Raw genomic sequence first — 26,015 nt, forward strand, 5'->3', positions numbered from 1 at the left:
CCCGAAAGGACGCCTCTCCGGCTTCTGACTGCAAATAATTACATCTTCGGCAGAAGCACCTTGTCGATCACGTGGATGACGCCGTTCGACTGCTTGACGTCGGCAATCGTCACATGTGCTGTTCCGCCGTTTTCGTCGGTCAGCGTGATCCAGCCCTTGCTTTCCTTGGCCCTCAGCACGCAGCCGCCAATCGTCTTGATGTCGTGTTCGCCGCCATCGTCCTTGATCATCTTCTCGACGGTCTTCGACATCGCGTCAGCAGCGACGACGTGGCAGGTCAGCACTTTGACGAGCTTATTCTTGTTTTCTGGCTTCAGCAGCGCCTCGACCGTGCCCTTCGGCAGGGCCGCGAAGGCTTCGTTCGTCGGAGCGAAAACGGTGAAGGGGCCTTTGCCTTCGAGCGTGCCAACGAGCCCGCCGGCCTTGACCGCCGCAACCAGGGTCGTGTGATCCTTTGAGTTGACAGCATTTTCGATGATGTTCTTGGTTGGATACATGGGAGCGCCGCCCACCATGGGGGTGGCGGCCTGCGCGGTGAAGGCGATTGCAGACATGGCGGCAAGCGCGGTGGTGCGCAAAGCTGATTTCATCATGATCGTTCTCCTTGCGTCCGGTGCCGGTCGTGCGGAATGCCTCGCCCCTCCCGGACATCGAGATGTACGAAACGATCAAGAAAGAGTTTCAGGGAAGACGATGTTGGTTAGCGGCGGTGCGTGGTGCCGCTGGCGATAACCGGTCCAGTCGGTGCTCCAGTCGGCGAACCGCCAAAAGGTTCAAGACTGATAGCAAGCGTTGCGCCCTCGGCGATATCGCCGCGCTGATTAGGGGGAATGGCAAGCTCGCCGTTTTCACCCGGCGGGAAAACTCCGAGCGACTTTGGAGTGCCGCTTCCCGGCACCAACCAGAGCTCCAAGGACTTCTTGTCAGCCCCGCCGGCAGCAACAGGGACGATGCTCAAGAGGCCGCTTTGGTTGTCAAAGGAAGCAAGCAGATTGACCTTGCCGTTGTCGGCGGACGACAATTCGGCAATCAGCGGCGCCGGCCGCTTCGGCGGCTGAACGGTGCCGGAAGCAAAAATAATGGCGCCAACCGCGACGACCAGCGAAGCGAACGTCAACGAGCGCCAAAAGGCAGCGGAATTCCAAAGCCCGCGCGAGAAGGACCGCTCTGATTCGCCGAAGAGCCGCGCCTCGATCTGCTTATACGTTTCGCGGCCCGGACTTGCGGCCACTTCATATTCGTCGGCGAAAGCTGAAAGGTTCGTTTCCCATCGGCTGACAATCGCGGCAAACTGCCGATCCCTGCGCATCCGCTCTTCAACGACCCTGCGATCCTGATAGGAGAGAACACCAAGCACGTACTCGCCGGCGAGCACCTCGTCGCGGGAGCGGCCTCCCTTGCTTTGATCCGGCGTTGTCATCGCTCCATGCACTCTCTCAGTTTCAAAAGGCTGCGTCGCAGCCATGTGCGCATCGTATTCAGGGGAACGCCAAACTGATCGGCCAGCTCCTGGTAGCTCAGCCCTTCAACATAAGCCTTCCTCACCGCTGCCGCCCGATCAGCTTCCAACTCTTCCATGCAGGTGTCAATCCGCCTTCCTTCATCTGATAGGACGGCCTGCTTTTCGGGGTCGAGGCCGGAATCGGGAAGGTCATACTCAGTGTCCAACTCGTCGGCGACTGGCTTTCGCGCCCTCAGGGTGTCGATCGCCTGGTTGCGGGCGATCGACGCAAGCCAGGAAGACGGAGCGCCTTGACCGGCAACGAACCCCTTGGAGCGCTGCCAGACCTTTACATAGACCTCCTGCAATGCTTCCTCGGCTTCCACGCGATCCTGCAAGATACGCAGACATATTGAGAAGAGTTTCGGGCTCGTCTCGTTGTAGAGGTCCCTGAAAGCCTTCCGGTCAGCCATGGCCACGCGAGCAATCAGTTCTCCGATTCCATCGCTCGTCATACCCGCAGTCCATCTACTTTACACTGTTCTAAATAAAGGTGCGCTGTTCAAATTGACAAGGGGATAGCAACTAATACGGAGCGCATTATTCCCTCTGTCAAAAACTTGAGATAAAAGGCCGCGATCCATTCTGCGGGGTATGCCATGAGTCAGTCCGAAAGCGAAACCCAAGCACGCCTTCTCGCACAGGCGCTGCCTTTCATGCAGCGTTACGAGAACAAGACCATCGTCGTAAAATATGGTGGCCATGCCATGGGCAATCCCGAGCTCGGCAAGGCTTTTGCCAGCGATATCGCCCTTTTGAAACAATCCGGCGTGAACCCGATCGTCGTCCACGGCGGCGGTCCGCAGATCGGCGCGATGCTGACGAAGATGGGCATCGAATCCAAGTTCGAGGGCGGCCTTCGGGTGACGGACGCCAAGACGGTTGAAATCGTCGAAATGGTCCTTGCCGGTTCGATCAACAAGGAAATCGTGGCTCTTATCAACCAGACCGGCGAATGGGCGATCGGCCTTTGCGGCAAGGACGGCAACATGGTCTTTGCCGAAAAGGCGCGCAAGGTTGTCAAGGATCCGGATTCCAACATCGAACGCGTGCTCGATCTCGGCTTCGTCGGCGAGGTGGTCGAAGTCGACCGCACCCTCCTCGATCTGCTCGCCCGTTCAGAGATGATCCCGGTGATCGCCCCGGTCGCTCCCGGCCGCGACGGCGCGACCTATAACATCAACGCCGACACCTTCGCTGGCGCCATCGCCGGCGCGCTGCACGCTACACGCCTGCTCTTCCTCACAGACGTGCCGGGCGTGCTCGACAAGCAGGGCAACCTGATCAAGGAGCTGTCCGTCTCCGAAGCGCGTGGGCTGATCGCCGACGGCACGATTTCCGGCGGCATGATTCCGAAGGTGGAAACCTGCATCGAAGCGATCAAGGCGGGCGTCCAGGGCGTCGTCATCCTGAACGGCAAGACCGCCCATTCCGTGCTGCTCGAAATCTTCACCGAGCATGGTGCGGGTACGCTGATCGTGCCTTGAGCCTTTGCTTTACGCAATTCCGGACGGAAAACTGCTTTACACTTTTCCTCGAATTGCTTTAGCTCGCGGCGGCATAGACCGCCGCGGCCGCCTCTTTCAGCTTTTCCATCATCGCCCGATAGGGCCCCGGTCCATAGCTGACGCGGCTGACGCCAAGCCTTGCGAGCGTCCTCACATCCGGCGCGCCCGGTCTCATCATGATGTTGACGGGTAGGGTTGACGCGCCGCAAATCTTCTCGATCAACGCTGGATCAATAAGCCACGGCACGAAGAAGCCACTCGCACCGGCTGCAGCGTAAGCCCTGCCGCGCTCGATTGCTTCGTCCACCAATCCCGCATGCCTCGACTGGTCGCCTTCGCGCAGGAAGAGATCGGTGCGGGCGTTAATGAAGAACGGGATACCCCTTCCCTCAGCCATCTCGCGAATGGCGCGGATGCGGACCGCCTGATTCTCGACCGGATGCAACCCGTTGCCGCCAACCACCTGATCTTCGAAATTGATGCCGACGGCACCGACTTCAATCAGCTTGGCGACGTTGGCGGCGGCTCCCGGGGGCTCGGTCGAGTAGGCGCCTTCAAAATCAACCGAGAGAGGCAGGTCGCAGACGGCGGTGATCGAGCGCACCGTTGCAACAAGGGCTTCCAGCGGGATCTTCTCGCCGTCGGCATAGCCCTGGGCCGCGGCAACCGACCAACTGCCGGTCGCAAGCGCCTTTGCTCCGGCATCCGTCACGGCCTTCGCCGTTCCTGCATCCCAGATGTTGTAGAGGATGACAGGATCGCCCTTCCGGTGCAGCGCCCCGAACGCCTTCGCCTTTTCCGCCTGGTTCATGATGCCTCCTCCATGGCGGGCAGTTGCGCCCGCATCTTCGCTTCGTGTTTCAGGAGCCACTGCTTGCGCCAGAGCCCGCCGCCATAGCCGGTCAGCGAGCCGTCGGCGCCGATCAGCCGGTGGCAGGGAATGACGATCGCGATCTGGTTGGCGCCGTTGGCTCGGCCGACTGCGCGCACGATCTGCGGATTTTCCATGTCGCGGGCGATATCGCCATAGGCGCGCGTCTCGCCCGGCGGGATGCGCATGAGGCGCGACCAGATCTCCCGCTCGAAAGCCGTGCCGAAGCCGAGCGCCAGCGGCGTTTCAAATCCCATCGACCGGCCCTCGAAATAGGCCTTGAGCTCAGCCTCGATCCGGTCGATCGCCGGCGTTCTCCCCGCGGCGACGGTCGAGCGCGTCTTGCGCTGCAGATCCTCAAGCTCCTTCGGCAGCGCCTTGCGGTCGTGGAATTCCAGGAGATGCAGATGCGTGCGGTCGGCGACGGCCACCATCTGTCCGAGCGGCGTGTCGAACCAGTCGGCGAAGAGCAGTTCGCGGTGCTGCGCCATCACCGGTGCCGTGCCGATCATGCGCTGGAAGGCGGCGCGAAAACTGCTGGCGGATTCATACCCGGCCTCCAGCTGGGCATCGATCACACGAGCACCTTCCGCCAGCTGCTTGGCCGCCAGCCCCAGCCGCCGGTAGCGGGCGATGTCGAGGAAGGTCATGCCGAGCGACCGCTTGAAGGCGCGGCGCACCGTCGAGGGGTCGTAGCCGAGGCGGATGAGATCCTCCTCCGTCCACCGCGCCATCGGCTCGCGGTCGAGGGATTTCAAGAGCTCATCGACGATCGGTTCGCGCCCGGCCTGCTCCAGCGGCCTGCAGCGCTGGCACGGCCGGAAGCCGGATTGCATGCAGGTCGCAATCGAATCGTAGAAGATCGTGTTTTCCCGCTTCGGCTTGCGCGCCGGGCAGGTCAGCCGGCAGAAGACGCCGGTCGTCTTGACGCAGGCATAGGCGAGCCCCTCATAATCGGAGCTCCGGGCAATCAGGGCGCCATAAAGCGCATCGTCATCGGGCAGGTCAAACAGCATGGCACCTTTCTAGCACCGCACCGGCACGCCGTCCGCCCGAAAACGGGCGCCGATTTTAATTCGACAATTTCATTGACCGGCCAGCCATGCCATAACGCCATCATGACCAAGATAGATCGTACTCCGACCAAAGCCGATTTTGCGCATGTCAGCGAATGGGTCTTCGACCTCGACAACACGCTTTATCCGCACCACGTCAACCTTTTCGCGCAGATCGACAAGAACATGACGGCCTATGTCTCGGCGCTCCTGCAAATGGAGCATGACGAGGCGCGCAAGCTGCAGAAGCGATATTACCTTGACCACGGGACGACGCTGCAGGGGCTGATGATCCATCACGGGATCGATCCCAACGACTTCCTCGAAAAGGCGCACGCGATCGACTATTCGAGCCTTACGGCGCAGCCTGAACTGGGCGCCGCGATCAAGGCCCTGCCAGGCCGGAAGTTCATCTTCACCAACGGCAGCGTCAAGCATGCCGAGATGGCGGCCGGTGCGCTCGGCATCCTCGAGCATTTCGACGACATCTTCGACATCGTCGCCGCAGAGTTCGTGCCGAAGCCGGCCCAGGAAACCTATGACAAGTTCAAGGCGCTGAAGCGCGTCGAGACCGGCAAAGCGGCGATGTTCGAGGACCTGCCGCGCAACCTCGTGGTTCCGAAGGCGCTCGGTATGAAGACTGTCCTTCTGGTGCCGAACAATCTTGAGGAAACCGTCGTCGAGTGGTGGGAGAAGACGAGCGGAGATGAGGATCACATCGATTTCGTCACCGATGATCTCGCAGCATTTCTCGACAAGATCGCCGGCTAGATTACCAAGATTTCATCCAGAAGACCGATGTTTAATTGGTCAAATTGATGCATCGGCTCTACTTTTCGAACGTGATCCCAGCGAGATTGCGAACCCGAAAGGAAATACGATGTCTCGGAACAAGCTGCTACTGGCCGCACTTTCCTCCGTCATGATCGTCGGTGCTGCAGCCGGCGCCAGTTTTGCGGCGCCCGGCGACAAGGCAAGCCAGCCGCCACGCCAGATGATGGGCGACGGAATGCGCGCCGAGGCAATGCGCGAAATTGCCTTCGTTCGCATGTTGAAACAGTTCGACACCAACAAGGACGGCCAGATTTCCAAGCAGGAAGGCCAGGACGGCATGGAGAAGGTCTTTGCCGCGATCGATACGAACAACGACGGGTCGCTGACGCCGGGCGAGATCCGCAAGTATCATCAAGCCCAGATGAAGGACGGCAAGGCGCCGGATGACCAGATGGGCGCCAACGCTCCGCAAATGGGTGACAACGGCGACCGACCGAAGGTTCAGAAGCGCGCTGACGGTGATCGCGGCCGCGGCGACGGCGATCGGGGCCGCGGCGATCGCCGCCTCGGGATGCGCGAGGGCGGCATGATGATGTTCGCCTCGATGATGCGCCGAGTGGACACGGACGAGAACGGCCAGATTTCCCAACAGGAAGCCGCGGCTGCCTTCGAAGTGTTCTTCACCCGTATGGACCGTAACAAGGACGGCGTCATCTCGATCGATGACATGCCCGATCGGCCATTCCTGTAAGTAATTACTTACGAATATGAGACCCGCCGCCGGCCGCGGCGGGCTTTCTATTCCTGGTGCTCGTAGAAATCCTCGATGATCTTCCAGGCGGCATCCGCGGTATCGGCGAAGCTGATCAGCTTCACGTCATCGGGTGCGATCGTTCCGAATTCCGCAAGCGCATCGAAGTTGATGACGCTCCGCCAGAACTTTTCACCGAAAAGGATCAACGGCATCTTCTCCATGCGTCCGGTCTGGATCAGTGTCAGGCATTCAAAGAATTCATCAAGGGTGCCGAACCCGCCCGGAAAGACCGCAATGGCCTTGGCGCGCACCATGAAATGCATCTTTCGAATCGCGAAGTAGTGGAAGTTGAAGCTGAGCTCCGGCGTGACATAGGCATTCGGCGCCTGCTCGTGCGGCAAAACGATGTTGAGACCGATCGAGGGCGCCCCTTCGTCGGCCGCGCCGCGGTTGCCAGCCTCCATGACGCCCGGACCACCGCCGGTGACGATCACATATTCATGAAAATCGAAGCCGGCCGAATATCTTGAGCAGAGCCGGGCAAATTTGCGCGCCTCGTCGTAATAGACGGAGGCCGCCTCAAGGTTTTCGCGCTGCACCTCGTTGCGCGCAGCCCATGCACTCTGGCCAGGTGCGGGAATACGCGCGCCGCCAAACATGACGACGGTGGACTTGATGTCCCGCTCCGTCAGGATCATCTCAACTTTCAGCAACTCCAGCTGGAGGCGGATCGGTCGCAGTTCCTCGCGGCAGAGAAAGTCATCATCGGCATAGGCGAGGCGATAGGACGGCGAGAGCGTTTGCGGTGTTTTCGGCACGGCGAGTGCGCGTTCCCTGTCGATCTCGCTCGACTTCAGCGGAGCCCAGACTCCATTCTTGCGCCTCAGCCTGCCGTTCTTTCCTCTTGTCATTCCAAATGCCCTTCGGTGTCTGCCAGCAACTTTGCCGGTATGTCTATCGCCTTGAATCCAGAAGCGATCTAATTCGAAAAATCATTCCATTTTAGCCGCTCATGCGATAGAGCAGATCGCGTCCAGCCGATCACATTTCCCGGAGACTTTGTCGTCTTCACGATAGAGTTCGAAGTTTAAGGATTTCCCATGAGCGCCACCGACCTTTCTTCCCTCGAAAAGACCATCGAAGCCGCCTTCGACAACCGCGACAGCGTGAACACGTCGACGAAGGGCGAAGTTCGCGATGCAGTCGAAACCGCGCTTGAGCTTCTCGATGGCGGCAAGGCACGCGTGGCCGAGCGCAGCACAGACGGCACGTGGACGGTCAACCAGTGGCTCAAGAAAGCCGTGTTGCTCTCCTTCCGCCTTAACGACATGGAAGTCGTCAAGGGCGGCTCGGGCAATTCCACTTGGTGGGACAAGGTTCCCTCCAAGTTCGAAGGATGGGGTGAGAACCAGTATCGTGACGCCGGTTTCCGCGCCGTACCGAACTGCGTCGTTCGCCGCTCGGCCTATATCGCCAAGAACGTCGTGCTGATGCCGTCCTTCGTCAATCTCGGAGCCTATGTCGGGGAAGGCACGATGGTCGATACCTGGGCGACCGTCGGCTCCTGCGCGCAGATCGGCAAGCATGTGCATCTTTCCGGCGGCGTCGGCATCGGCGGCGTACTGGAACCGATGCAGGCCGGTCCGACGATCATCGAGGACAACTGTTTCATCGGCGCCCGCTCGGAAGTCGTCGAAGGCTGCATCATCCGTGAGGGCTCGGTGCTTGGCATGGGCGTCTATATCGGAAAGTCGACCAAGATCGTCGATCGCGCCACCGGCGAAGTGATGTATGGCGAAGTGCCGCCCTACTCCGTCGTCGTCGCAGGCTCCATGCCGAGCGGCAACAAGACCATGGCGAACGGCGAGCCGGCGCCGCATCTCTACTGCGCCGTCATCGTCAAGCGCGTCGACGAGCAGACCCGCTCCAAGACCGGGATCAACGAGCTGCTGCGCGACTAAGCTCAAGTGACAGCCGGGCTCCGATCCGGTAAACAGACGGCGCTCTTTTCAGCGAGGCGGTTCGCCGCCTTGCCTTGTCTTTGCCATTCCCGCCGGATAATTCGACCGTCATGACCGCCACCGATCCCGTCGCCAATCTCCAGACCCTCATCCGCTGCCCTTCGGTGACACCCGCCGAAGGTGGCGCGCTTTCAGCGCTTGATGCCATGCTTTCACCGCTCGGCTTCAACGTGGACAAGGTCAAGGCAACGGAAGCCGGCACGACGGACGTCGAAAACCTCTATGCACGCCTGGGCGACGCTGGCCCGCATCTGATGTTTGCGGGGCACACCGACGTCGTGCCGGTCGGCGATGAAGCCTCCTGGGCGCACCCGCCCTTTGCCGCGGAGATCGCTGGCGGCGAACTCTTCGGCCGCGGCGCCGTCGACATGAAGGGCGGCATCGCCTGCTTCGTGGCGGCCGTGGCGCGGCACATTGAAAAGCATGGAAATCCGAAGGGCTCGATTTCCTTCCTGATAACCGGCGACGAAGAAGGCCCGTCGATCAACGGCACGATCAAGCTGCTGCAATGGGCGGCGGCACGTGGCGAACGCTGGGATGCCTGCCTCGTCGGCGAGCCGACCAATCCCGATGCGCTCGGCGACATGATCAAGATCGGCCGCCGTGGTTCGCTCTCCGGCAAAATCACCGTCCACGGCATTCAGGGCCATGCGGCCTACCCACATCTCGCAGACAACCCTGTGCGCGGCATGCTGCAGTTGACCAGCGCACTGATGGACCCTCCATTCGACAACGGAACGGAGAACTTTCAGCCATCCAACCTGGAAGTGACCACGGTCGATGTCGGCAATCCAGCCACCAACGTCATACCGGCGAAGACGACGGCAAGCTTTAACATCCGCTTCAACGACACCTGGACAGTAGAGACGCTGCGGGCGGAAATCCTGCGCCGTCTTGACGCCGCGGCGGCAGATGGTGCGCTGCGTCCGGGGCGCGAGGCCGTGAGATATGACCTCGTCTGGGCCGACCGGCCGAGCCATGTTTTCCTCACCCGCAACAATGCGCTGATCGCGTCGCTCTCCTCTGCCGTTGAAAGCGTTACCGGCAAGGCGCCGAAACTTTCGACCGCCGGCGGCACGTCGGACGCGCGGTTCATCAAGGACTATTGCCCCGTTGTCGAATTCGGGCTCGTCGGGCAGACCATGCACATGATCGACGAGCGCGTTGCCGTTTCTGATCTCGAAACGCTGACGCAGATCTACGAAACATTCATCGCGCGCTGGTTCGAGAATGCCGGGGCTTAGGGAAGTCCAATATTATCTGGCCGGCCTGTGGCTGCTGATCCGCATGGATAAGCGCGGCTTCCGGTTTCTCGACATGTCGGACCGCGGCATCAACCGATCCTTCTGGGCAATTGCCTGGTGCCTACCGCCGATGGGCATTTCGTGGCTCTGGTGGCGTCAGGCTTTCCTGCAGTCGATGCCGCCGGATATGGATGTCGGTCTACCCTTCTATTTCCGTCTGGGCTTGGTCGAGATGGCCAACTGGTTCGTGCCCCTGGTCCTTGCCGGGCTACTGCTGCTCGCCTTCCGCATGGGTGACCGCTTCGCGGCCGTGGTCGTCAGCGTAAACTGGCTCGGCGTGCCGCTTTCCTACATCAACGGCCTGCTGCTGGCACTGGTCTTCTTCATTCCCGGTACCGTGGGATTTGTGTCGCTCCTGCTGCTTTTCTTCATGATGGCGCAGGTCTTCATGCTGGCGCGGATTCTGCGGATGATCTTCCACGGTCACGGCTTGATGGTCGGTGCACTGACGCTCGCATTGCTGGTGCCGACGATGATGCTCGGCGAGTATCTCCAGCGCTTCCTCGGCATTTATCCGGCGTAGGTGCGCGATCTCGCACAGGCTGACTATGACAGATCGTCATCCTCGCCGTTCTCATTCGCCTGCTTGCGGCGATCGGTAATCACCGCCGGGTAATCGACCTGCATAAAATAGAGCCCGTCGGGCGGCGCCACCGGACCGCAAGCCTTGCGATCGCGCGCCTCGAGCGCGGCGCGCACATCCTCGGGCGTCCACTTGCCTTCTCCCGCCAGCTTCAGCGTTCCGGCAAATGAGCGGATCTGGTTGTGGAGGAAACTCTGCGCCGTTGCCCGGATCTCGATGAGTTCGCCGTTTCGCGTCACGTCCAGGCGGTCGAGCGTGCGTATCGGGCTGTTCGCCTGGCAGTGCGCGGATCGGAAGGTGGAGAAGTCGTGATTGCCGACCAGGATCTGTGCCGCCGCATGCATCACTTCGTGGTCCAGCGCCTTCGGCACCCACCAGGCTTTGCCCGCTTCGAGCGCCAGCGGCGCGCGCCTGCTGATGATGCGATAGAGATAATGCCGCCGCTCGGCGGAAAAGCGCGCATCGAAGAATTCACTGACTGCCTGAACATCAAGAATGGACACGCGCTCGCCGGCAAGCTTCAGATGCGCATTCAGCGCGTTCTGCAGCTTGAAGGCCGGCCATTCCTTCGACAGATCCGCGTGTATCACCTGACCCATGGCATGCACGCCGGAATCCGTACGCCCCGCACCGCGGACCGACACGGTCTCGCCGCTCAGCGAGAGGATCGCACCTTCGATCGCGCCCTGAACGGACGGGCCATTTTCCTGGCGCTGCCAGCCGACATAGGGCGCTCCGTCATACTCGACCGTCATCCGGTAGCGCGGCATCAGCCTAGCCTCGTGCCGCGCACAAGCGGGGTGCCGCGCAGGAAATCGGCTGCCGGCAGCGGCTTGCCGCCCGCCTTCTGCAGCTTGGTCAGCCGCACGGCTCCGGATGCGCAGGCAACGGCCAGATCGTCGCTCAACACCTCACCAGCAGCACCGTGCCCGCCTGCAAGCTCCGAACCCAGCACCTTTACTCGCTCTGGCCTTCCGCCAATCTCGACCTCGAACCAGGCGCCCGGAAATGGTGCCAGCCCACGGATATGATTATGCACGTCTTGCGCCGCCTTTGTGAAATCGATCCGCGTCTCGCCTTTATCGATCTTTGCGGCGTAGAGGACACCATCTTCCGGCTGCGGCGTCAGCGGCAGATCGCCCATTTCGAGCTTGCGCATCGCTTCGCCAATCACCTGGGCGCCGACCTGCATCAGCCTGTCGTGCAATTCGCCGGCCGTCATGTTCGGTCCGATGTCGACTTCGCGGGTGAGTGCGACGGGGCCGGTATCCAGCCCCTTGTCCATCTTCATCACCATCATGCCGGTCTTTTCGTCGCCCGCGATGATCGCTCTTTGGATCGGCGCCGCGCCCCGCCAGCGCGGCAGCAGGGAGGCGTGGCCATTGTAGCAGCCATGGCGTGTTCCGCTCAGAACCGCTTCCGGCAACAGCAGTCCGTAGGCGACGACCACCGCGACATCAGCATTGAGCGCACGAAAGTGCTCCCGCTCTTCCGGCGCCTTGAAATTCACGGGTGTGAAGACCGGCAGCCTGAGCAGTTCAGCAGCCTGATGGACCGGCGACTTCTGCAGGTCGAGACCACGCCGGCCGCCCGGTCGCGGCGGCTGGGTATAGACCGCAACAATCTCGTGTCCGGCGTCCACCAGCGTCCGCAATGTCGGGACCGAAAAGTCCGGCGTTCCCATAAAAATGATGCGAAGCGACATCTTTTCTCGCCAATCAAGTGTTCAGCCGTTTCAACAGCCAACGAGCCGGCTTGGCCGAAGTCTCGACCAGGCTGCTTTAGAGCACCTTCGACTTCGCCGCCTTTGTGAACTTCTTGATCACCATCTCCCGCTTCAAGCGCGAAATATGATCGATGAAGAGGACGCCGTTCAGATGGTCTATCTCGTGCTGCAGGCAAGTGGCGAGAAGGCCATCGGCCTCCGTCGCCTGTTCCTTGCCGTCACGATCGAGATATTTGACCGTCACCGCGGCGGGGCGCTCAACCTCGGCATAGTAATCCGGAATCGAGAGGCAGCCCTCTTCGTAAACCGATCGCTCGTCAGAAGACTTGATGATCTCCGGATTGATGAAGACCTGCGGCTGCTTTTCCTCGCCCTCGCGGGAAACGTCGATCACCAGCATGCGGCGCGGCACCCCGATCTGGATTGCGGCGAGGCCGATGCCGGGGGCGTCATACATCGTTTCCAGCATGTCGTCTGCAAGACGCTTGAGATCGGCATCAACTCGCTCGATCGGCTTGGAGACCTGTCGGAGAACGGGATCGGGAAGAATGATAAGTGGCTTGATGGTCATGGCGTTCCCATAGCCTATCTTTTCCGGCTAGGGAATTATTCTGAAATCCCGGAAGGCGCTTTTTTGCGCAGCCCTCCGGAATTTTGCCGTATTCGGTCAAGCGGCGCGGCGGGATGCCAGCGCCTGGCGCTCCTGAGAGCGGATATTGAAGCGCTGCAACAACGCCACGAGGTTGTCGACCTCAGCGCGCAGCCGCCGGGTTTCCGCCGACGTATGTTCAACCATGCCGGAATTCTGCTGGGTGATCGTATCCATGTTGCGGATCGCGATGCTGACTTCGTTGACCCCCGTTGCCTGATCACGCGCGGCCGCCGCGATATCTGACACGAGACGGTTGATGCCGTCGATGCGACTGATCATATCGCCGAGAGCCTCGCCCGTGCTGCTGACGATGCCGACGCCCTCATTCACCTGAATGGAGCTTTCGGAGATCAGGTTCTTGATCTCCTTGGCGGCATCGGCCGTGCGCTGCGCAAGCTGACGCACCTCCTGTGCGACGACCGCAAAGCCTTTGCCCGCCTCGCCCGCACGCGCAGCCTCGACACCGGCATTAAGCGCCAGAAGGTTTGTCTGGAAGGCAATTTCATCGATGACACCGATGATCTTAGCAATCTCGGTGGACGACTTTTCGATGCCCGCCATGGCTGAGACTGCACTTGTCACGAGTTCGCCGGAGCTCTTCGCTTTCTGCTGCGTCTCGCGCACCGCGCCGGACGCCTTTTCGGCATTTGCCGCCGTCTGGGCAACGCTAACGGAGAGCTGCTGGAGGGCGGCGGAGCTTTCCTCGACACCGGCGGCCTGCTGCGCCGTACGCAGTGCCAGATCGTCCGTTGCCTTCGAGATTACATCCGCGCCGCTCTTGATCTCGCCCGAACTGCTGCGTACCGAGGCGAACGAGACACGAAGGGCCGCAACCGCCCGGTTATAATCCTCCGCCATCTGGCCGAATTGACCCGGAAGGTCCGCTGGCAGCGTCGCTTCGAGATCGCCATTCGAGAGAGCTTCCAGTCCCCGGCGCAGGTGCGCAAGCGCAATTGACTTGTCCTCTTCCGCCTTGGCACGCTCTTCTTCCAGCGCCCGGCGCTTCTCATCCAGCGTCTCGAGATAGACGGAGATGGAATAGTCCATGTCCAGCATGCCGGCCTTGATCACCGCGGTGAGCTTTTCGGCAAGCACCTTGCCCTGCTGGCGGCCGAAGCGTGACGGCCACTGCTTTTCCATGATGCCTTTGACGAGTTCCGACATGACGATCGCGTAGCCGCCGATATACCAGCGCGGCTCCAGGCCAATCCGGGCATGCGTTTTGCCGACTGCCTTGACGCCGTTCACGTAGCTATCGTCGAAATTGCCGCCGGCGAGGTTTGCCCAGTGATCCTCCTGGCGCTTCTTGGCATGGTTGACATGGGTCTTATCGGAAAAGAAGCTGGCAACGGCAGGCGTCCTTGCGATCTTTCCGTAGAATTTTTCCAGAGCGCCGCCAACCAGCTCGCCGATAACCGGCCGCAACTCGCGCATCATCTTACGTGCCTCGCCGTCGAGGCCGATAAAATCGAGACGCTGCTTGAGTGCGTTTTCGGATTGCTGACTGGTCATGATGTATCTCTGTCTGGCGCTTGGGCGCGATAAAGGTTTGTCTCGAAAGGACAATTCGAAAATATAGTTGAGCATTAGTTAACCCAGACGATTATTTCAAAGAGCTTCAAGTCGCAGACCCAGCGATATTTTGCATCGCAATCTGCGCTGTGGATCTGTTCACGTTTTGATCTAGCCATTGCTGCCGAGTTTGTTATTGTGCCGGCATGACCAATGTTACCGACTCGCTGACAATTTCGCTCGCTGGGCTCAGCCCAGCCATGCTTGCCCTCGCAGGTGGCACCATCGCCGCCATCGTTTTAGCGCTGATTTTCCTGCTTTTTAGAAGCAGCAGCCTCCGCCGCGAACAAAATGAGGAGGCGGCGATGAGGGCCGCCGAGGCGGACGCCCGCATGGGCGAACTTCTGAAAATCCAGGCCGAGATGCAGGGACGTATCTCAACCATGGCCGAGGTCTTCGGGACACGCCAGGCCGAGCTCAATCAGGCTATCAATCAGCGCCTCGACGGCATGTCTCAGCGTGTGAGCACGACGATCAGCGAGCAGACGAAGTCGACGCACGAGAACCTCCAGCGCCTGCAGGAGCGGCTGGCAGTCATCGATGCGGCTCAGAATAATATCCAGACCCTGGCGAAGGATGTCGTCGGACTTCAGGCCATCCTCTCCAACAAGCAAACGCGCGGCGCTTTCGGACAGTCGCGCATGGAGACCATCGTCGCCGATGGGCTACCGATGGGCGCCTATGGTTTCCAGCAGACGCTCTCCAACGGCTCCCGCCCCGACTGCACCGTGCGCATGCCGAACGGCGCACCGCCGCTGGTCATCGACGCCAAGTTTCCCCTCGAGGCCTGGAATGCCATTCGCGACGCGGGCAATCCGGAGGCAACCAAGCTTGCCTCGCAGCAGTTTCGCCGCGACATGGAAATTCATATCCGCGATATCTCGGAAAAATATCTTATCCAGGGGGAAACGCAGGACACTGCCTTTCTCTTTGTTCCTTCGGAATCGATCTTCGCTGAAATCCATGAGAACTTCGAACCGGTCGTGCAAAAGGCGCATCGTTCCCGCATCGTCATCGTCTCTCCCTCGCTGTTGATGTTGTCGATCCAGGTTATCCAGGCTGTCCTGAAGGATCAGCGCATGCGCGCGCAGGCGCACGTCATTCAGGGCGAAGTCGCCACCCTCATGGATGATCTCGGACGGCTCGACGAGCGTGTTCGCAAGCTGCAGACCCATTTTTCGCAGGCGCAGCGGGATGTTGATCAGATCATCACATCGACCGACAAGCTCACGAAACGTGGCGCCAAGATCGAGGCGCTGGAATTCGAGGGAGCGGAAGCGCTCAAGGAGGAGCGTGAAAGTGCGCCTGCGGCGAAGTCGGTCGAAAGCCGCACCGGTCTCTTGAAGCTTAGAGTGGTTGACGAAGAGTGAGGCCATCGGGCACTGTCGCCTCCAAATAAAGGCTTGGACGGAACACCCTCATGATCACAGTTTTCGGCTCCATCAACATGGACCTTATCGCCACGACTGACCGGCTGCCCAAGCCCGGTGAAACGGTGGCGGGCAGCGGGTTCGCGACGGCGGCCGGCGGCAAGGGAGCCAATCAGGCACTGGCCGCACAACGCGCCGGACGGGTCGTGCATATGGTCGGCGCGGTCGGCAAGGACGAGTTCGCCGCTCCGGCGCTGGCGCTTCTTGATCAGGCCGGGACGCAGCTTGCGGGCGTCAAGCATGTCGACGGGCCGACCGGCACCGCACTGATCCTCGTAGGCGGAGACGGCGAGAACATGATCGCCGTTGTCCCGGGTGCAAACGGCACCCTTACCGCCTCGGACGCCGATCGCGCGCTTGGCGCGATGCGCGACGGCGATATTCTTGTCTTGCAGCTGGAAGTGCCAGGTTCGGCCGTCGAGCGCGCGCTTGCCGCCGCGCGCGGGAAAGGCGTAACCACCATCCTCAACCTCGCTCCCCTCACTGCCGATGCCCCGCGTCTCGGACGTCTTGCCGATATCGTCATTGCCAACGAAACGGAGTTCGAGCGCCTGGCCGGCCAAGACGGCATGAACACGGCCGACCGTGAGGCGGCACTGAAGCGCCTGCATGGAGAGACCGGCCAGACCTTGATCGTAACGCTCGGCGCCGAGGGCGTCATCGCCATCCGGGACGGAAAAATCCTGCGGGCACAGGGGCTCAAGATCGAACCCGTGGACACGGTCGGCGCCGGCGATACCTTCTGCGGCTATTTCGCCGCAAGCCTCGATGAGGGCGTGGATTTTCACAAAGCACTGCGCCAGGCAGCGGTCGCCGGATCGCTTGCATGCCTCAAGGCTGGAGCGCAGCCGTCCATTCCACTGTCTGCCGAAGTCGCAAACAAGATATAGCCTTGTCTGTTTCAACCCCCACTCGCAGAAAGCGAGTCTAGTCAAGGCATTAGCAGCCTGAATCCATAGAGTTTCATTCAAATTTAAGAGGTTTCCGGCCATCATTCTGTCGATCGCCGGGCCTCTTCTAGCAGCCCGGCAACTCAGGGCTGCTCCATGACGGCGCGGCATATCCATGCCTGTGCCGGAGAATGCGCCTCCGGTGCGTCGCTCCCGCCGAGGCACCATGTTCATCTTTCGCATGAAGTCGCTAGCCGCAAAGCTCATCCTGATCACTGGCGCGGCCATCGCGCTCGTCTTGTTGGTCTCCAATCTCTATCTGATCGATCAAACGCGCGACCGCGTCCAGACTCTGACGATGGATCAGGCCGATCTCGAAGCCAAATCGATTGCCAACGAGATCGCCGGCGCTGTTGGCGAACTCGGCAGTGCAGCCCGCTCGATGTCGGGCGTCCTCGGTCGCGGTCTCGACGGCAAGGACTTTGATCGCAAGGGCATGATCAATGTTCTCAAGGCCAATCTCGAGCAGAACGCTTTCGCCTTCGGCAGCTGGTTCTGCGAGCAACTCGGCGCTTTGGACGGCAAGACGACGGAGATCGCCAACAACCTCGACGAGGGCACGAACAAGAATGGCGCCTTTTCGCCCTACTGGTCGAAGACGAAGGACGGCGCCATCCAATTTTCGACCTTTGACAACGATTATACAGCCGAGTGGTGGAAGCTTGCGGCTGAGAGCGGCAAGGGCGCCATCACGGCGCCGTATCTTGCAGAGGGCACGGACGTCCCGACGCTGCTGACCTCAATCGCCTATCCAGTCATATCCGGCGGAAAGATGGTCGGCGTCGAAGGTGTCGATATCTCGCTGAAATCGCTGACCGACAAATTGCAAGCCCTGCATCCCTTCGGTTCAGGCCGCGTCAACCTTCTCGCCCAGAACGGTAACTGGATCGTTGCGCCGCAGCCCGATCTCATGTCCAAGCCTTACGGCGAAGGCGATGGCGCGACCGAGGTGAAGGCAGCCCTTTCCTCGAACACGGCCGGTGTCGTCAGAAACCTGACTTTCAATGGCAACGAACCTTTCGATCGGGTCGTCTATCCGTTTGCAGTCCCCGGCCTCAATGCGACTTGGGTGGTGCTTGTCGACGTGCCGCATAGCGCCATCAATGCACAAGTCCAAGCCCAGACTTACATCATGATCGCGGCCGGCATCGTTGTCCTCGGCGCAGTCCTGCTGGCGCTCTATTTCGCCGTGCGCGGTCTTGTTCAGAACCCGCTCGGCGGCCTCGTCGCCAGTGTTCGCGCGCTCAGCAACGGCAAGTACGAGGAACCGGTGGCCGGTCAGGATCGTGCCGACGAGATCGGTTCGGTTGCCAAGGCCCTCGAAGGGTTCCGCTTTGCACTTGCCGATACGCAGCGCCTGGAAGCAGAAGCGAACGATCAGCGCCATGCCGCCGAAAGCGAGCGCAGCCGCTCGGAAGCCGAACGCCAGGATGCCGTCGCTCTCCAGCGGCAGATCGTGTCTGTCGTAGGCGCCGGTCTTTCCGAACTGTCGCAAGGCAACCTCGGCCACCGCATCACGGTGGAGTTCCCGGGTGAATACGCCAAGCTAAAGGAAGATTTCAACGGGGCTCTCGCAAGCCTCGAGGAAACCGTCAACACGATGAACCTCAGCGTCGTAAACATCGGCTCGGGCACGAGCGAAATCAGCAACAGCGCCTCGGACCTTGCCAAGCGTACGGAACAGCAGGCGGCAAGTCTGGAAGAGACCGCCGCCGCCCTCAACGAGCTGACGGCGCAGGTCAATTCCAGTGCGGAGAATGCACGCACGGCCGCGGATAATGTCAATCTCGCCTGCGAAGACGCGGAAAAGTCCGGCGAAGTCGTACAAAAGGCAATTGCTTCCATGCAGGGCATCGAGCAATCGTCGACGGAGGTCTCGCGGATCATCGGCGTTATCGACGAGATTGCCTTCCAGACGAACCTCCTGGCGCTGAATGCCGGGGTCGAAGCCGCCCGTGCCGGCGAGGCAGGCAAGGGCTTCGCAGTGGTCGCACAGGAAGTCAGAGAGCTGGCGCAGCGGTCCGCCAATGCCGCCAAGGAGATCAAGACGCTGATCAACACCTCGGCCGTCCAGGTGAAGGAGGGCGTCGAATTGGTCGGCCGCGCCGGCGGCACGCTGCACAAGATTTCCGAGCAGGTCATGAACATCAACGGGCTCATCCGGCAGATTTCAGCCTCCGCCAGCGAACAGGCGATCGGCCTCAAGGAAATCAACCAGGCCATGAACCAGATGGACCAGGTCACCCAGCAGAATGCGGCGATGGTGGAAGAGGCGACGGCCGCCAGTGTTGCGCTCAACGACGAAGCGCAGACGCTCAACGCTCTCGTCCTCCGCTTCCGCGTGTCGGGTCAGAGCAATGCGAGCACGCTACGCTCGACGGCACAGAAGATGCGCTCCGCTGCAGCGCCGGCCCCTGCCTACCGTTCCGCGGCTCCAGCACCGCGCCGGCCTCTTCCGCAGTCACACGGCTCGGCAGCCATTGCGCAGGACGATTGGGAAGAATTCTGAGCGATCAGCTTCCGCAAACGAAGAGAGGCGCCTGAGCTCAGGCGCCTCTCTTCGTTTAGGCCATCAACTGCCGCTCAGGCGGCGTTCGATGCCTGCTCTTCGTTGAGGAAGGCATAGATCGCCGACGCGGAATCGGTGGCGCGCAATTTCGCGACGAGGTCCTGATCGCGAAGCACGCGTGCGATGCGCGAGAGCGCCTTCAGGTGATCCGCCCCTGCCCCTTCCGGAGCAAGGAGAAGAAACACCAGATCGACCGGCTGATCATCCAGGGCTTCGAAATCGACCGGACTTTCCAGCCGCGCAAAGACGCCTACGATCGAGCGCACGCTCGGAAGCTTGCCATGCGGAATGGCGATGCCGTTACCGACACCCGTCGAGCCGAGGCGCTCGCGCTGCAGAACGATGTCGAAAATTTCCCGCTCGGAAAGCCCGGTAACCTTGGAGGCCTTTGCGGCCAGCTCCTGAAGCAACTGTTTCTTGGAATTTACCCTTAGGGCGGGAATGATCGCATCCTGGTGCAGCAGATCTGCCAATGCCATTTCTTTTTCCTTTTGTCGCCGAAACCGGATGATTGGGAAACGGCGCCGCCGCCGCTACCCATCACCCGGATGTCAGCTCTTGATATTGGCTGCGTCGATCCAGCCAATATTACCGTCATGCCTGCGGTAAACGATGTTCAAATGTTCCTTGCCCGGGCTGCGGAACAGAAGCAGCGGTTCGTCTGTCATATCGAGCGCCATGACGGCGGTCGCAACAGACATGGTCTTCAACTGCTTCGTGCTCTCGGCAACAATTGCCGGGGCAAAATCGTCGGGAACCTCTTCTTCATGGTCCGGGACAGCGTCCATCACCGTATAGGCGACTTCGGCTGACCCGTTAAGATGGTTTCCGGCATGGTGATCCTTGAGCTTGCGCTTGTAGCGGCGCAGACGCTTCTCGATGCGCTCCGAAGCGGCCTCGAATGCCAGCTGCGGATCCATTGCCTCTCCTGCTGCATGCAAAACCACCCCGCTATCGAGATGAAGCTTGCAATCGGCGGAAAAGCGCGCACTCGATTTCTCGACAATCACCTGCCCAGAATATCCTCCGTCGAAGTACTTCGTGATGGCCGTGTCCATTTGGTCCTCGATCCTCTGACGAAACGAGTCACCAATTTCCATATGTTTACCGGATACACGCACACTCATGGAGTTTCCCTTCTTATAAGTGGTTGCGGCACCAGTTTACGCCAAGGCTACAGCTCATCCAAGCACTTCGCGCAAACTCAAGCAAGATCGGCTTAAGTTGCGTGCTTCAAGCGCCCTGAGGATGATGGGGATAAGTCTGAACGCTTCACAGCGCCAATTGCGGCGGCCTTCTAGCGGCACGTTAACAAAAAGTCAACGGCCGGGCGTGTCACATATTTGGATGCACTGATAGGGTTGATCTGGCATGGCTTTCTAAAAGCCGGAAACCTTCGCCAAAGCTCGCTTCTCACGCCGCCGTTGAACGGAAGAGGGTATGTTCATCGCTTCCCGGTATTTTGCAACCGTACGGCGAGCGAGATCGATGCCCTCCTTCTTCAGTATGTCGACAATGTCATCGTCGGAGAGGACAGCATCCGAACCCTCCTGCATGATCAGGGCGCGGATCCTATGGCGAACCGCCTCGGCCGAATGACTTTCACCGCCTTCCACCGCACTGATCGATACCGTGAAGAAATATTTGAGTTCGAAAAGGCCACGCGGCGTCAGAATGTATTTGTTCGAGGTGACGCGGCTGACCGTCGACTCATGCATTTTGATTGCATCGGCAACGGTCTTTAGATTCAGGGGCCGCAGATGGTCGACGCCATGCATCAGAAAGGCATCCTGTTGACGAACGATCTCGCTGGCCACCTTCACGATCGTCTTTGCGCGCTGATCGAGGCTGCGCGTGAGCCAATTGGCGTTCTGAAGGCATTCCGACAAGAATGCGTATTCGCTGGAGTTCTTGCTCACATTGGCGAAATAGGACTGGTTGACCAGCACGCGAGGGAGTGTATCCGGGTTCAACTCCACCAGCCAGCCGCCATCCGAAGACGCCCGCACGACCACATCCGGCATGATCGCTTCGGAAATGCCCGTCTGGAAGCTGCTACCAGGCTTCGGATTCAGCTGGCGGATCTCCGCGAGCATGTCGAGCAGGTCTTCCTCGTCAACGCCGCAAAGCCGCTTGAGCGTCGCAAAATCGCGCCGTGCCAGCAGTTCGAGGTTGGAGATGAGCGCCTGCATGGCGGGATCGAAGCGATCTTTCTGCTTCAGTTGGATCGACAGGCACTCGGCCAGGTTGCGAGCGAAAACGCCGGGCGGATCGAGCGTCTGTAACGCGGCAAGAACATGTTCGGCCGTCGTGAGATCGGCGTTCAACCTGCCGCCGATCTCAGCAACGTCGCCCTGCAGATAACCAGCCTCATCGAGCTGGTCGATCATCTGCTGCGCGATCAACCGGTCAGCCATATCCGGCAGAATGAATGGAACCTGTTGCGCGAGGTGATCCTTGAGCGAAACCTGCCCTGCAACAAAATCGTCGAGATCGTAATTCTCGCCGTCGCCGCTTCCCGGCATCGACTTCCACTGACTGATCAGCTCCGGTGCATCAACCCGCGCCGGCGCTCCATCGTCCTGAAAGACGTTCGCATAATTGGCGTCCAGCTCTTCTTTCAGCCGGCTGCCGTTACCCTCGGTACCGTTGTCGTACCAGTCTCCGGAAAGCGCATCGGCGCGGTCGTCATCCGGCTGGCGTCCGTGCGCCTCATCCTGCGGGTCGTAATCACTGCCGGTTTCCGCATCATCTGACGGAAATTCGAGCAACGGGTTTTTCTCGACTTCCTGGGCAATGAACTGGACCAGTTCGACATGCGTCATCTGCAGCAACTGGATGGATTGCATCAGTTGCGGCGTCATGACCAACGACTGGTTCTGTCGCAGGAAAAGATTGGCTGACAAAGCCATAGCCGACGCGAAACTCCCGTTCATTTTCCCGGGAAACCACGCCTGAACAATCGTCCGGGCCGCGGAAACCAACTTGGCCCAAAAATTGCTTTTTTATCCTATTTGGTCAAGCGCCAGTATGACAGGAAGGCGAATTTCGATCGCCTTAGATCCTGTCAGAGGCTGAATTTATCGCCCAGGTAGAGCCGGCGCACTTCAGGATTGTTGACGATGTCGTTCGCCCGGCCGTGCGTCAGCACTTCGCCAGCATGGATGATGTAGGCGCGATCAATGAGACCGAGGGTCTCGCGCACATTGTGGTCGGTAATCAAAACGCCGATGCCACGCGCCGTCAGATGATGTACGAGGTTCTGGATGTCAGCGACCGAGATAGGGTCAACGCCCGCAAAAGGCTCGTCCAGCAACATGAAAGTCGGATCGGTTGCAAGCGCGCGAGCGATTTCCAGACGGCGCCGCTCGCCACCCGATAGCGAAACCGCCGCCGCCTTTCGCAGCTTGGAGATATGGAACTCTTCCAGGAGTTCATCCAGCTTCTTCTCGCGCTCTGCCTTGTTCTTCTCGTGGACTTCGAGCACGGCCCGGATATTCTCCTCGACCGTCAAGCCACGAAAGATCGAAGCCTCCTGCGGCAGATAGCCGACCCCGAGGCGCGACCGGCGATACATCGGCATCGTCGTCACGTCATTGCCGTCGATTTCGATGGTGCCCTCGTCCACCGGAACCAGACCTGTGATCATGTAAAAACAGGTCGTCTTACCGGCTCCGTTAGGCCCTAGGAGGCCAACGGCTTCGCCGCGCCGTACGACCAGCGACACGCCATTGACAACGCGCCGCGTACCATAGGTCTTCGTGAGGCCGCGCGCGATCAGCGTCCCCTGGTAGCGACTCTTGTCCCCGCCGGCACCGGGATCCGCTGCGGATTGCGGCCCGGACTTGCCGAACGCGGTTAAAAACGAAAATAATTTCACGTCGGGAGGCCGGTTTCAGTTCTTTTTCTGGGATTGCGGATCGAGCTGAATCTGGACGCGCCCCCCGCAGCTATCCAGTTGCGCGTGTCCGGTCTGCATCTCAACGGTGAGCTGGCAGCCTGTGAAGACGTTCGGCCCATCGGTCAGCACGACCTTGTCGCCCTTCAGGATGAAGAGCTGCTTGGCCATGTCAAAGGAGCCGTCGTCGGCTGTTGCTGTTTGGGTGCCTGAGCTCAGGAAAACCTTGTCGGTAACGATGATGTGGTCAATATCGGCATTGCCGGATGAAATGGAAGCGGCAGCTGCATCGGGCTTTGAACCGTCTGCCGGCGCCTTTGAGCCATCTGGCTGTGCCTTGTAGAAGACAGTCATATGGCCGGCCTCCAGGGTTGTTGTTCCCTGCACGACCTTTACCTTGCCGGTAAAATCGGCCTTGTGCTCCTGATCGTGAATCTCCAGCTTATCGCTTTCGATCTGGATCGGTTTGTTGCTGTCGAGCTTTAAGCCATTCATCTGGCTCGTTGTGGCTTGTGCGAAAGCTGCCCCCGCAGTCACCAGAAGCGCCAAGGCGCAGCCGCTGAGCGCTAAGCCAGACTTGCGAATTGAAGAGTGACTATCTTTTGTCATGAGTGACCCGGCTGTTAGGTGCCCTGTTTGCGAATGACGGTTGGATCGACATTCATGCGCACGTTCCCCTCGAATGTGATCACGCGCCCCTTATCCGTCATCTGAAGCGAATCCGCAACAACCGATGCACCGTCTTTTTGAATGTGGATCGGGGTATCCGTCGTCATCTTGCCGCCCTTGATATCGAGCTTGGCAGACTGGAAATTCGCCGTCAGACCGTTACTGAGCAGAATGGTGAAGGGGTCGTTCATCACAAGATTGTCGGTGGCGCGGTCGTAGTCGGCTGTGGAGGCCTCGACGCGGGCAATCAGATCGTCGTGGACCGGCACTGCCGCCTTGATCGTTTCGAGCGTGATGAGATTGGGATTCTTGATGTCCTGCAGCGCGCGCTCGGCGAGCATCGAATAGTTGATGCCATCGGAATTGCGTCCGGCGATTGCCGGTTTTTCCATGACGACCTTCCCGTTTTCGATCTTGGCGCCTTCGATTTTCAGGTTTTCCGGCAGATAAGCGCGGACCATCGAGACCGCAATGAAGGCCAGCGAAACCATGACGGCAGCGACAGGCAACAAGATCTTCAGGCGCCGGACGCGCGCGGAATGGAAAAGCGCAGCCGTATAGGCGCTCCGTTCAGGCCTGGCAAAGGCAGGCGTCCCGCTGCTGTTTAACGTGTTGAGCATTACGTGTCCGTGTCGGTGATCGGGGCCTGTATATAGGGAGTGCTTCACCCGATCACAGATCGTTTCGCATTATTACACTGGCTTGCCAATATGGATTTTTTTTTGCAACAAGCAAATAAGGCAAGAAAACGAGGCACACCGGCATTTCCGAAGGTGGAGCGCCGCCTTATCTGATGCCGTGTTGCATGTGGCCGCCCCCGCGGCTCTGGAGGACTTTATGGACAGTTCGACGATCGCGGATCGCCGCAGGATTCGCCGCAAACTCAGTTTCTGGCGCATCGCCGCGGTGGTGCTTTTTGTCGCGCTCGGCTTCGCGCTCTACGAATTTATCGCGGGCGACATCGAGACAGGACGGCCGCACATCGCCCATGTCACGATTTCCGGCCTTATCACCGACAACGACGAACTCCTTGAGCGGCTCAAGAAGATCGAGGAGAGCGATCGCGTCAAAGGCGTTATCGTTTCCATTTCCTCCCCGGGGGGTACGACCTACGGCGGCGAAAAGATATTCAAGGCGATCCGGGCAATCGCAGCGAAGAAGCCGGTCGTCTCCGACGTCCGAACGCTGGCGGCTTCCGCTGGCTACATGATCGCGACCGCCGGCGATACGATCATTGCCGGAGAAAGCTCGCTCACCGGCTCGATCGGCGTGATTTTTCAGTACCCTCAGGTCCAGCCTTTGCTTGATAAGCTGGGGGTCTCGCTACAGGAGATTAAATCGTCGCCGCTGAAGGCGGAGCCGTCACCTTTCCATCCGGCCAGCGAAGAGGCCAAGGCCATGATCCAAAACATGGTCATGGATAGCTATGGCTGGTTTGTCGATCTCGTCGCCGATCGCCGCAAACTCCCACGCGATGAAGCGCTGAAGCTGGCGGACGGCACGATTTTTACCGGCCGTCAGGCGGTAAAGCTAAAGCTCATTGACCAGATCGGCGGCGATGCCGAGATCCGCACTTATCTTGCCGGGCGAAACGTCAGTAAGGATCTGCCGATCGTCGATTGGAACAGGAAGAGCAGCACACCTTTTCTGCTCGCCGACGCTGTTTCCAGGCTCGCAGTGTTGTTCGGGTATGGCGATCTCGTGAAGGGTCAGGACATCGCCGCAATTCTGCCCCAAAAGTTGCTCCTTGACGGGCTCGTTTCAGTTTGGCAGTTTGGCCGGGATTAATAAGAAATCAATAATTTAAGGGGGAGACCGTGATCAAGTCGGAACTGGTGCAGATTGTTGCAGCGCGCAACCCGCATCTTTATCACCGGGATGTCGAGAACATCGTCAACGCGGTTCTCGACGAGATCACCGATGCGCTCGCAGCGGGCAACCGCGTGGAGCTGCGCGGCTTCGGCGCATTTTCCGTCAAGAATCGTCCTTCGCGCTCCGGCCGCAATCCGCGTACGGGCGACACCGTCTTCGTCGAAGAGAAGTGGGTGCCCTTCTTCAAAACCGGCAAGGAGTTGCGCGAGCGGCTGAATCCCGGCCAGGCGGATCAGGAAGACTGAGGCTGATCCGGGTTGCGACGAAACCGCGCTTGAACTTCGCGCACACCTTTCTATTCTGGTG

The 26,015-nt window shown here is 59.9% G+C and carries 27 protein-coding genes; 11 read left to right on the top strand and 16 right to left on the bottom strand.

Going from position 1 to position 26,015, the window contains the following annotated elements; translation table 11 throughout:
• Positions 1–38 precede the first annotated feature (38 nt).
• From ACPYOJ_RS09410 to ACPYOJ_RS09420, 3 genes are all read right to left on the bottom strand, one after another.
• The gene (locus ACPYOJ_RS09410; protein WP_481416005.1) at positions 39–593 is read right to left on the bottom strand and encodes a fasciclin domain-containing protein; all 555 of its coding nucleotides are present in this window, start codon (positions 591–593) and stop codon (positions 39–41) included.
• Between the two features lie 107 nt (positions 594–700).
• On the bottom strand, positions 701–1,420 hold the full coding sequence (locus ACPYOJ_RS09415) for an anti-sigma factor (RefSeq protein WP_481416006.1): 720 nt from the start codon (positions 1,418–1,420) through the stop codon (positions 701–703).
• A complete protein-coding gene (locus ACPYOJ_RS09420) occupies positions 1,417–1,956 on the bottom strand; it encodes a sigma-70 family RNA polymerase sigma factor (RefSeq protein ID WP_481416007.1) in 540 nt (179 codons plus the stop codon). The genes ACPYOJ_RS09415 and ACPYOJ_RS09420 overlap by 4 nt, the downstream gene beginning before the upstream one ends.
• Before the next feature lie 144 nt (positions 1,957–2,100).
• Between ACPYOJ_RS09420 and argB the strand changes: the two genes are divergently transcribed.
• Positions 2,101–2,988: an acetylglutamate kinase gene (gene argB, locus ACPYOJ_RS09425; protein ID WP_168828144.1), complete on the top strand. Its 888-nt coding sequence runs from the start codon at positions 2,101–2,103 to the stop codon at positions 2,986–2,988.
• A 58-nt stretch (positions 2,989–3,046) separates the two neighbouring features.
• Here argB and ACPYOJ_RS09430 read toward each other — a convergent pair whose 3' ends face one another.
• Together ACPYOJ_RS09430 and ACPYOJ_RS09435 are read right to left on the bottom strand one after the other, a co-directional pair.
• Positions 3,047–3,820, bottom strand: a complete 774-nt coding sequence (locus ACPYOJ_RS09430; RefSeq protein WP_481416008.1) for an isocitrate lyase/PEP mutase family protein — start codon at positions 3,818–3,820, stop codon at positions 3,047–3,049.
• Positions 3,817–4,896 (bottom strand): bifunctional transcriptional activator/DNA repair enzyme AdaA, encoded by a 1,080-nt coding sequence (locus ACPYOJ_RS09435; RefSeq protein WP_481416009.1) that lies wholly within the window; start codon positions 4,894–4,896, stop codon positions 3,817–3,819. The genes ACPYOJ_RS09430 and ACPYOJ_RS09435 overlap by 4 nt, the downstream gene beginning before the upstream one ends.
• A gap of 102 nt (positions 4,897–4,998) precedes the next feature.
• Between ACPYOJ_RS09435 and ACPYOJ_RS09440 the strand changes: the two genes are divergently transcribed.
• A complete protein-coding gene (locus ACPYOJ_RS09440) occupies positions 4,999–5,706 on the top strand; it encodes a pyrimidine 5'-nucleotidase (RefSeq protein WP_481416010.1) in 708 nt (235 codons plus the stop codon).
• A gap of 109 nt (positions 5,707–5,815) precedes the next feature.
• Positions 5,816–6,460: an EF-hand domain-containing protein gene (locus tag ACPYOJ_RS09445; protein WP_481416011.1), complete on the top strand. Its 645-nt coding sequence runs from the start codon at positions 5,816–5,818 to the stop codon at positions 6,458–6,460.
• A 47-nt stretch (positions 6,461–6,507) separates the two neighbouring features.
• Here ACPYOJ_RS09445 and ACPYOJ_RS09450 read toward each other — a convergent pair whose 3' ends face one another.
• Positions 6,508–7,374 (bottom strand): LOG family protein, encoded by an 867-nt coding sequence (locus ACPYOJ_RS09450; RefSeq protein WP_481416012.1) that lies wholly within the window; start codon positions 7,372–7,374, stop codon positions 6,508–6,510.
• A gap of 189 nt (positions 7,375–7,563) precedes the next feature.
• Between ACPYOJ_RS09450 and dapD the strand changes: the two genes are divergently transcribed.
• The 3 genes from dapD to ACPYOJ_RS09465 all read left to right on the top strand — a co-directional run bounded on the left by dapD (position 7,564) and on the right by ACPYOJ_RS09465 (position 10,311).
• Entirely contained in the window at positions 7,564–8,424 is an 861-nt protein-coding gene (gene dapD, locus ACPYOJ_RS09455; protein WP_481416013.1) for a 2,3,4,5-tetrahydropyridine-2,6-dicarboxylate N-succinyltransferase, read from the top strand.
• A 110-nt stretch (positions 8,425–8,534) separates the two neighbouring features.
• On the top strand, positions 8,535–9,728 hold the full coding sequence (gene dapE / locus ACPYOJ_RS09460) for a succinyl-diaminopimelate desuccinylase (protein ID WP_481416014.1): 1,194 nt from the start codon (positions 8,535–8,537) through the stop codon (positions 9,726–9,728).
• A complete protein-coding gene (locus ACPYOJ_RS09465) occupies positions 9,715–10,311 on the top strand; it encodes a hypothetical protein (RefSeq protein WP_481416015.1) in 597 nt (198 codons plus the stop codon). The genes dapE and ACPYOJ_RS09465 overlap by 14 nt, the downstream gene beginning before the upstream one ends.
• 23 nt (positions 10,312–10,334) lie before the next feature.
• Here ACPYOJ_RS09465 and truA read toward each other — a convergent pair whose 3' ends face one another.
• The 4 genes from truA to ACPYOJ_RS09485 all read right to left on the bottom strand — a co-directional run bounded on the left by truA (position 10,335) and on the right by ACPYOJ_RS09485 (position 14,261).
• Positions 10,335–11,141 (bottom strand): tRNA pseudouridine(38-40) synthase TruA, encoded by an 807-nt coding sequence (gene truA, locus ACPYOJ_RS09470; protein WP_481416016.1) that lies wholly within the window; start codon positions 11,139–11,141, stop codon positions 10,335–10,337.
• Entirely contained in the window at positions 11,141–12,076 is a 936-nt protein-coding gene (gene fmt / locus ACPYOJ_RS09475) for a methionyl-tRNA formyltransferase (RefSeq protein ID WP_481416017.1), read from the bottom strand. The genes truA and fmt overlap by 1 nt, the downstream gene beginning before the upstream one ends.
• Positions 12,077–12,152: 76 nt before the next feature.
• The gene (gene def, locus ACPYOJ_RS09480) at positions 12,153–12,668 is read right to left on the bottom strand and encodes a peptide deformylase (protein WP_481416018.1); all 516 of its coding nucleotides are present in this window, start codon (positions 12,666–12,668) and stop codon (positions 12,153–12,155) included.
• Between the two features lie 96 nt (positions 12,669–12,764).
• Complete coding sequence (locus tag ACPYOJ_RS09485; RefSeq protein ID WP_481416019.1) at positions 12,765–14,261, bottom strand: methyl-accepting chemotaxis protein; 1,497 nt, start codon at positions 14,259–14,261, stop codon at positions 12,765–12,767.
• A gap of 206 nt (positions 14,262–14,467) precedes the next feature.
• Between ACPYOJ_RS09485 and ACPYOJ_RS09490 the strand changes: the two genes are divergently transcribed.
• The 3 genes from ACPYOJ_RS09490 (at position 14,468) to ACPYOJ_RS09500 (ending at position 19,210) form a co-directional block, all read left to right on the top strand.
• Entirely contained in the window at positions 14,468–15,691 is a 1,224-nt protein-coding gene (locus ACPYOJ_RS09490; RefSeq protein ID WP_481416020.1) for a DNA recombination protein RmuC, read from the top strand.
• Between the two features lie 50 nt (positions 15,692–15,741).
• Positions 15,742–16,641 (top strand): ribokinase, encoded by a 900-nt coding sequence (locus ACPYOJ_RS09495; protein ID WP_481416021.1) that lies wholly within the window; start codon positions 15,742–15,744, stop codon positions 16,639–16,641.
• A gap of 226 nt (positions 16,642–16,867) precedes the next feature.
• Positions 16,868–19,210 carry a methyl-accepting chemotaxis protein gene (locus tag ACPYOJ_RS09500; protein ID WP_481416022.1) on the top strand — a complete coding sequence of 781 codons (2,343 nt, stop codon included), beginning with the start codon at positions 16,868–16,870 and terminating at the stop codon, positions 19,208–19,210.
• Between the two features lie 74 nt (positions 19,211–19,284).
• Here the strand turns inward: ACPYOJ_RS09500 and ptsN are convergent, their stop codons facing one another.
• The 6 genes from ptsN to lptC form a co-directional block, all read right to left on the bottom strand.
• Positions 19,285–19,749 (bottom strand): PTS IIA-like nitrogen regulatory protein PtsN, encoded by a 465-nt coding sequence (gene ptsN / locus ACPYOJ_RS09505; protein WP_481416023.1) that lies wholly within the window; start codon positions 19,747–19,749, stop codon positions 19,285–19,287.
• A gap of 72 nt (positions 19,750–19,821) precedes the next feature.
• Positions 19,822–20,397, bottom strand: a complete 576-nt coding sequence (gene hpf, locus ACPYOJ_RS09510; protein ID WP_481416024.1) for a ribosome hibernation-promoting factor, HPF/YfiA family — start codon at positions 20,395–20,397, stop codon at positions 19,822–19,824.
• A 252-nt stretch (positions 20,398–20,649) separates the two neighbouring features.
• Positions 20,650–22,182 carry an RNA polymerase factor sigma-54 gene (gene rpoN, locus ACPYOJ_RS09515; RefSeq protein WP_481416025.1) on the bottom strand — a complete coding sequence of 511 codons (1,533 nt, stop codon included), beginning with the start codon at positions 22,180–22,182 and terminating at the stop codon, positions 20,650–20,652.
• Between the two features lie 155 nt (positions 22,183–22,337).
• Positions 22,338–23,150, bottom strand: a complete 813-nt coding sequence (gene lptB / locus ACPYOJ_RS09520) for an LPS export ABC transporter ATP-binding protein (RefSeq protein WP_168828125.1) — start codon at positions 23,148–23,150, stop codon at positions 22,338–22,340.
• Between the two features lie 15 nt (positions 23,151–23,165).
• Entirely contained in the window at positions 23,166–23,777 is a 612-nt protein-coding gene (locus ACPYOJ_RS09525; protein ID WP_168828124.1) for an LptA/OstA family protein, read from the bottom strand.
• A gap of 14 nt (positions 23,778–23,791) precedes the next feature.
• On the bottom strand, positions 23,792–24,457 hold the full coding sequence (gene lptC, locus ACPYOJ_RS09530) for an LPS export ABC transporter periplasmic protein LptC (protein ID WP_168828123.1): 666 nt from the start codon (positions 24,455–24,457) through the stop codon (positions 23,792–23,794).
• A gap of 217 nt (positions 24,458–24,674) precedes the next feature.
• Between lptC and sppA the strand changes: the two genes are divergently transcribed.
• Both sppA and ACPYOJ_RS09540 read left to right on the top strand, forming a co-directional pair.
• Positions 24,675–25,625 (top strand): signal peptide peptidase SppA, encoded by a 951-nt coding sequence (gene sppA, locus ACPYOJ_RS09535; RefSeq protein WP_481416026.1) that lies wholly within the window; start codon positions 24,675–24,677, stop codon positions 25,623–25,625.
• Positions 25,626–25,654: 29 nt separating this feature from the next.
• Positions 25,655–25,954: an integration host factor subunit beta gene (locus tag ACPYOJ_RS09540; RefSeq protein WP_160007056.1), complete on the top strand. Its 300-nt coding sequence runs from the start codon at positions 25,655–25,657 to the stop codon at positions 25,952–25,954.
• The last annotated feature ends 61 nt before the right edge of the window (positions 25,955–26,015 follow it).

This window comes from Rhizobium sp. SVR5-9E (assembly GCF_056755095.1).

Coding starts and splice junctions, on each gene's coding strand:
- ACPYOJ_RS09410 (WP_481416005.1), bottom strand. CDS start 593: ATGATGAAATCAGCTTTGCGCACCACCGCGCTTGCCGCCATGTCTGCA.
- ACPYOJ_RS09415 (WP_481416006.1), bottom strand. CDS start 1,420: ATGACAACGCCGGATCAAAGCAAGGGAGGCCGCTCCCGCGACGAGGTG.
- ACPYOJ_RS09420 (WP_481416007.1), bottom strand. CDS start 1,956: ATGACGAGCGATGGAATCGGAGAACTGATTGCTCGCGTGGCCATGGCT.
- argB (WP_168828144.1), top strand. CDS start 2,101: ATGAGTCAGTCCGAAAGCGAAACCCAAGCACGCCTTCTCGCACAGGCG.
- ACPYOJ_RS09430 (WP_481416008.1), bottom strand. CDS start 3,820: ATGAACCAGGCGGAAAAGGCGAAGGCGTTCGGGGCGCTGCACCGGAAG.
- ACPYOJ_RS09435 (WP_481416009.1), bottom strand. CDS start 4,896: ATGCTGTTTGACCTGCCCGATGACGATGCGCTTTATGGCGCCCTGATT.
- ACPYOJ_RS09440 (WP_481416010.1), top strand. CDS start 4,999: ATGACCAAGATAGATCGTACTCCGACCAAAGCCGATTTTGCGCATGTC.
- ACPYOJ_RS09445 (WP_481416011.1), top strand. CDS start 5,816: ATGTCTCGGAACAAGCTGCTACTGGCCGCACTTTCCTCCGTCATGATC.
- ACPYOJ_RS09450 (WP_481416012.1), bottom strand. CDS start 7,374: ATGACAAGAGGAAAGAACGGCAGGCTGAGGCGCAAGAATGGAGTCTGG.
- dapD (WP_481416013.1), top strand. CDS start 7,564: ATGAGCGCCACCGACCTTTCTTCCCTCGAAAAGACCATCGAAGCCGCC.
- dapE (WP_481416014.1), top strand. CDS start 8,535: ATGACCGCCACCGATCCCGTCGCCAATCTCCAGACCCTCATCCGCTGC.
- ACPYOJ_RS09465 (WP_481416015.1), top strand. CDS start 9,715: ATGCCGGGGCTTAGGGAAGTCCAATATTATCTGGCCGGCCTGTGGCTG.
- truA (WP_481416016.1), bottom strand. CDS start 11,141: ATGCCGCGCTACCGGATGACGGTCGAGTATGACGGAGCGCCCTATGTC.
- fmt (WP_481416017.1), bottom strand. CDS start 12,076: ATGTCGCTTCGCATCATTTTTATGGGAACGCCGGACTTTTCGGTCCCG.
- def (WP_481416018.1), bottom strand. CDS start 12,668: ATGACCATCAAGCCACTTATCATTCTTCCCGATCCCGTTCTCCGACAG.
- ACPYOJ_RS09485 (WP_481416019.1), bottom strand. CDS start 14,261: ATGACCAGTCAGCAATCCGAAAACGCACTCAAGCAGCGTCTCGATTTT.
- ACPYOJ_RS09490 (WP_481416020.1), top strand. CDS start 14,468: ATGACCAATGTTACCGACTCGCTGACAATTTCGCTCGCTGGGCTCAGC.
- ACPYOJ_RS09495 (WP_481416021.1), top strand. CDS start 15,742: ATGATCACAGTTTTCGGCTCCATCAACATGGACCTTATCGCCACGACT.
- ACPYOJ_RS09500 (WP_481416022.1), top strand. CDS start 16,868: ATGTTCATCTTTCGCATGAAGTCGCTAGCCGCAAAGCTCATCCTGATC.
- ptsN (WP_481416023.1), bottom strand. CDS start 19,749: ATGGCATTGGCAGATCTGCTGCACCAGGATGCGATCATTCCCGCCCTA.
- hpf (WP_481416024.1), bottom strand. CDS start 20,397: ATGAGTGTGCGTGTATCCGGTAAACATATGGAAATTGGTGACTCGTTT.
- rpoN (WP_481416025.1), bottom strand. CDS start 22,182: ATGGCTTTGTCAGCCAATCTTTTCCTGCGACAGAACCAGTCGTTGGTC.
- ACPYOJ_RS09525 (WP_168828124.1), bottom strand. CDS start 23,777: ATGACAAAAGATAGTCACTCTTCAATTCGCAAGTCTGGCTTAGCGCTC.
- lptC (WP_168828123.1), bottom strand. CDS start 24,457: ATGCTCAACACGTTAAACAGCAGCGGGACGCCTGCCTTTGCCAGGCCT.
- sppA (WP_481416026.1), top strand. CDS start 24,675: ATGGACAGTTCGACGATCGCGGATCGCCGCAGGATTCGCCGCAAACTC.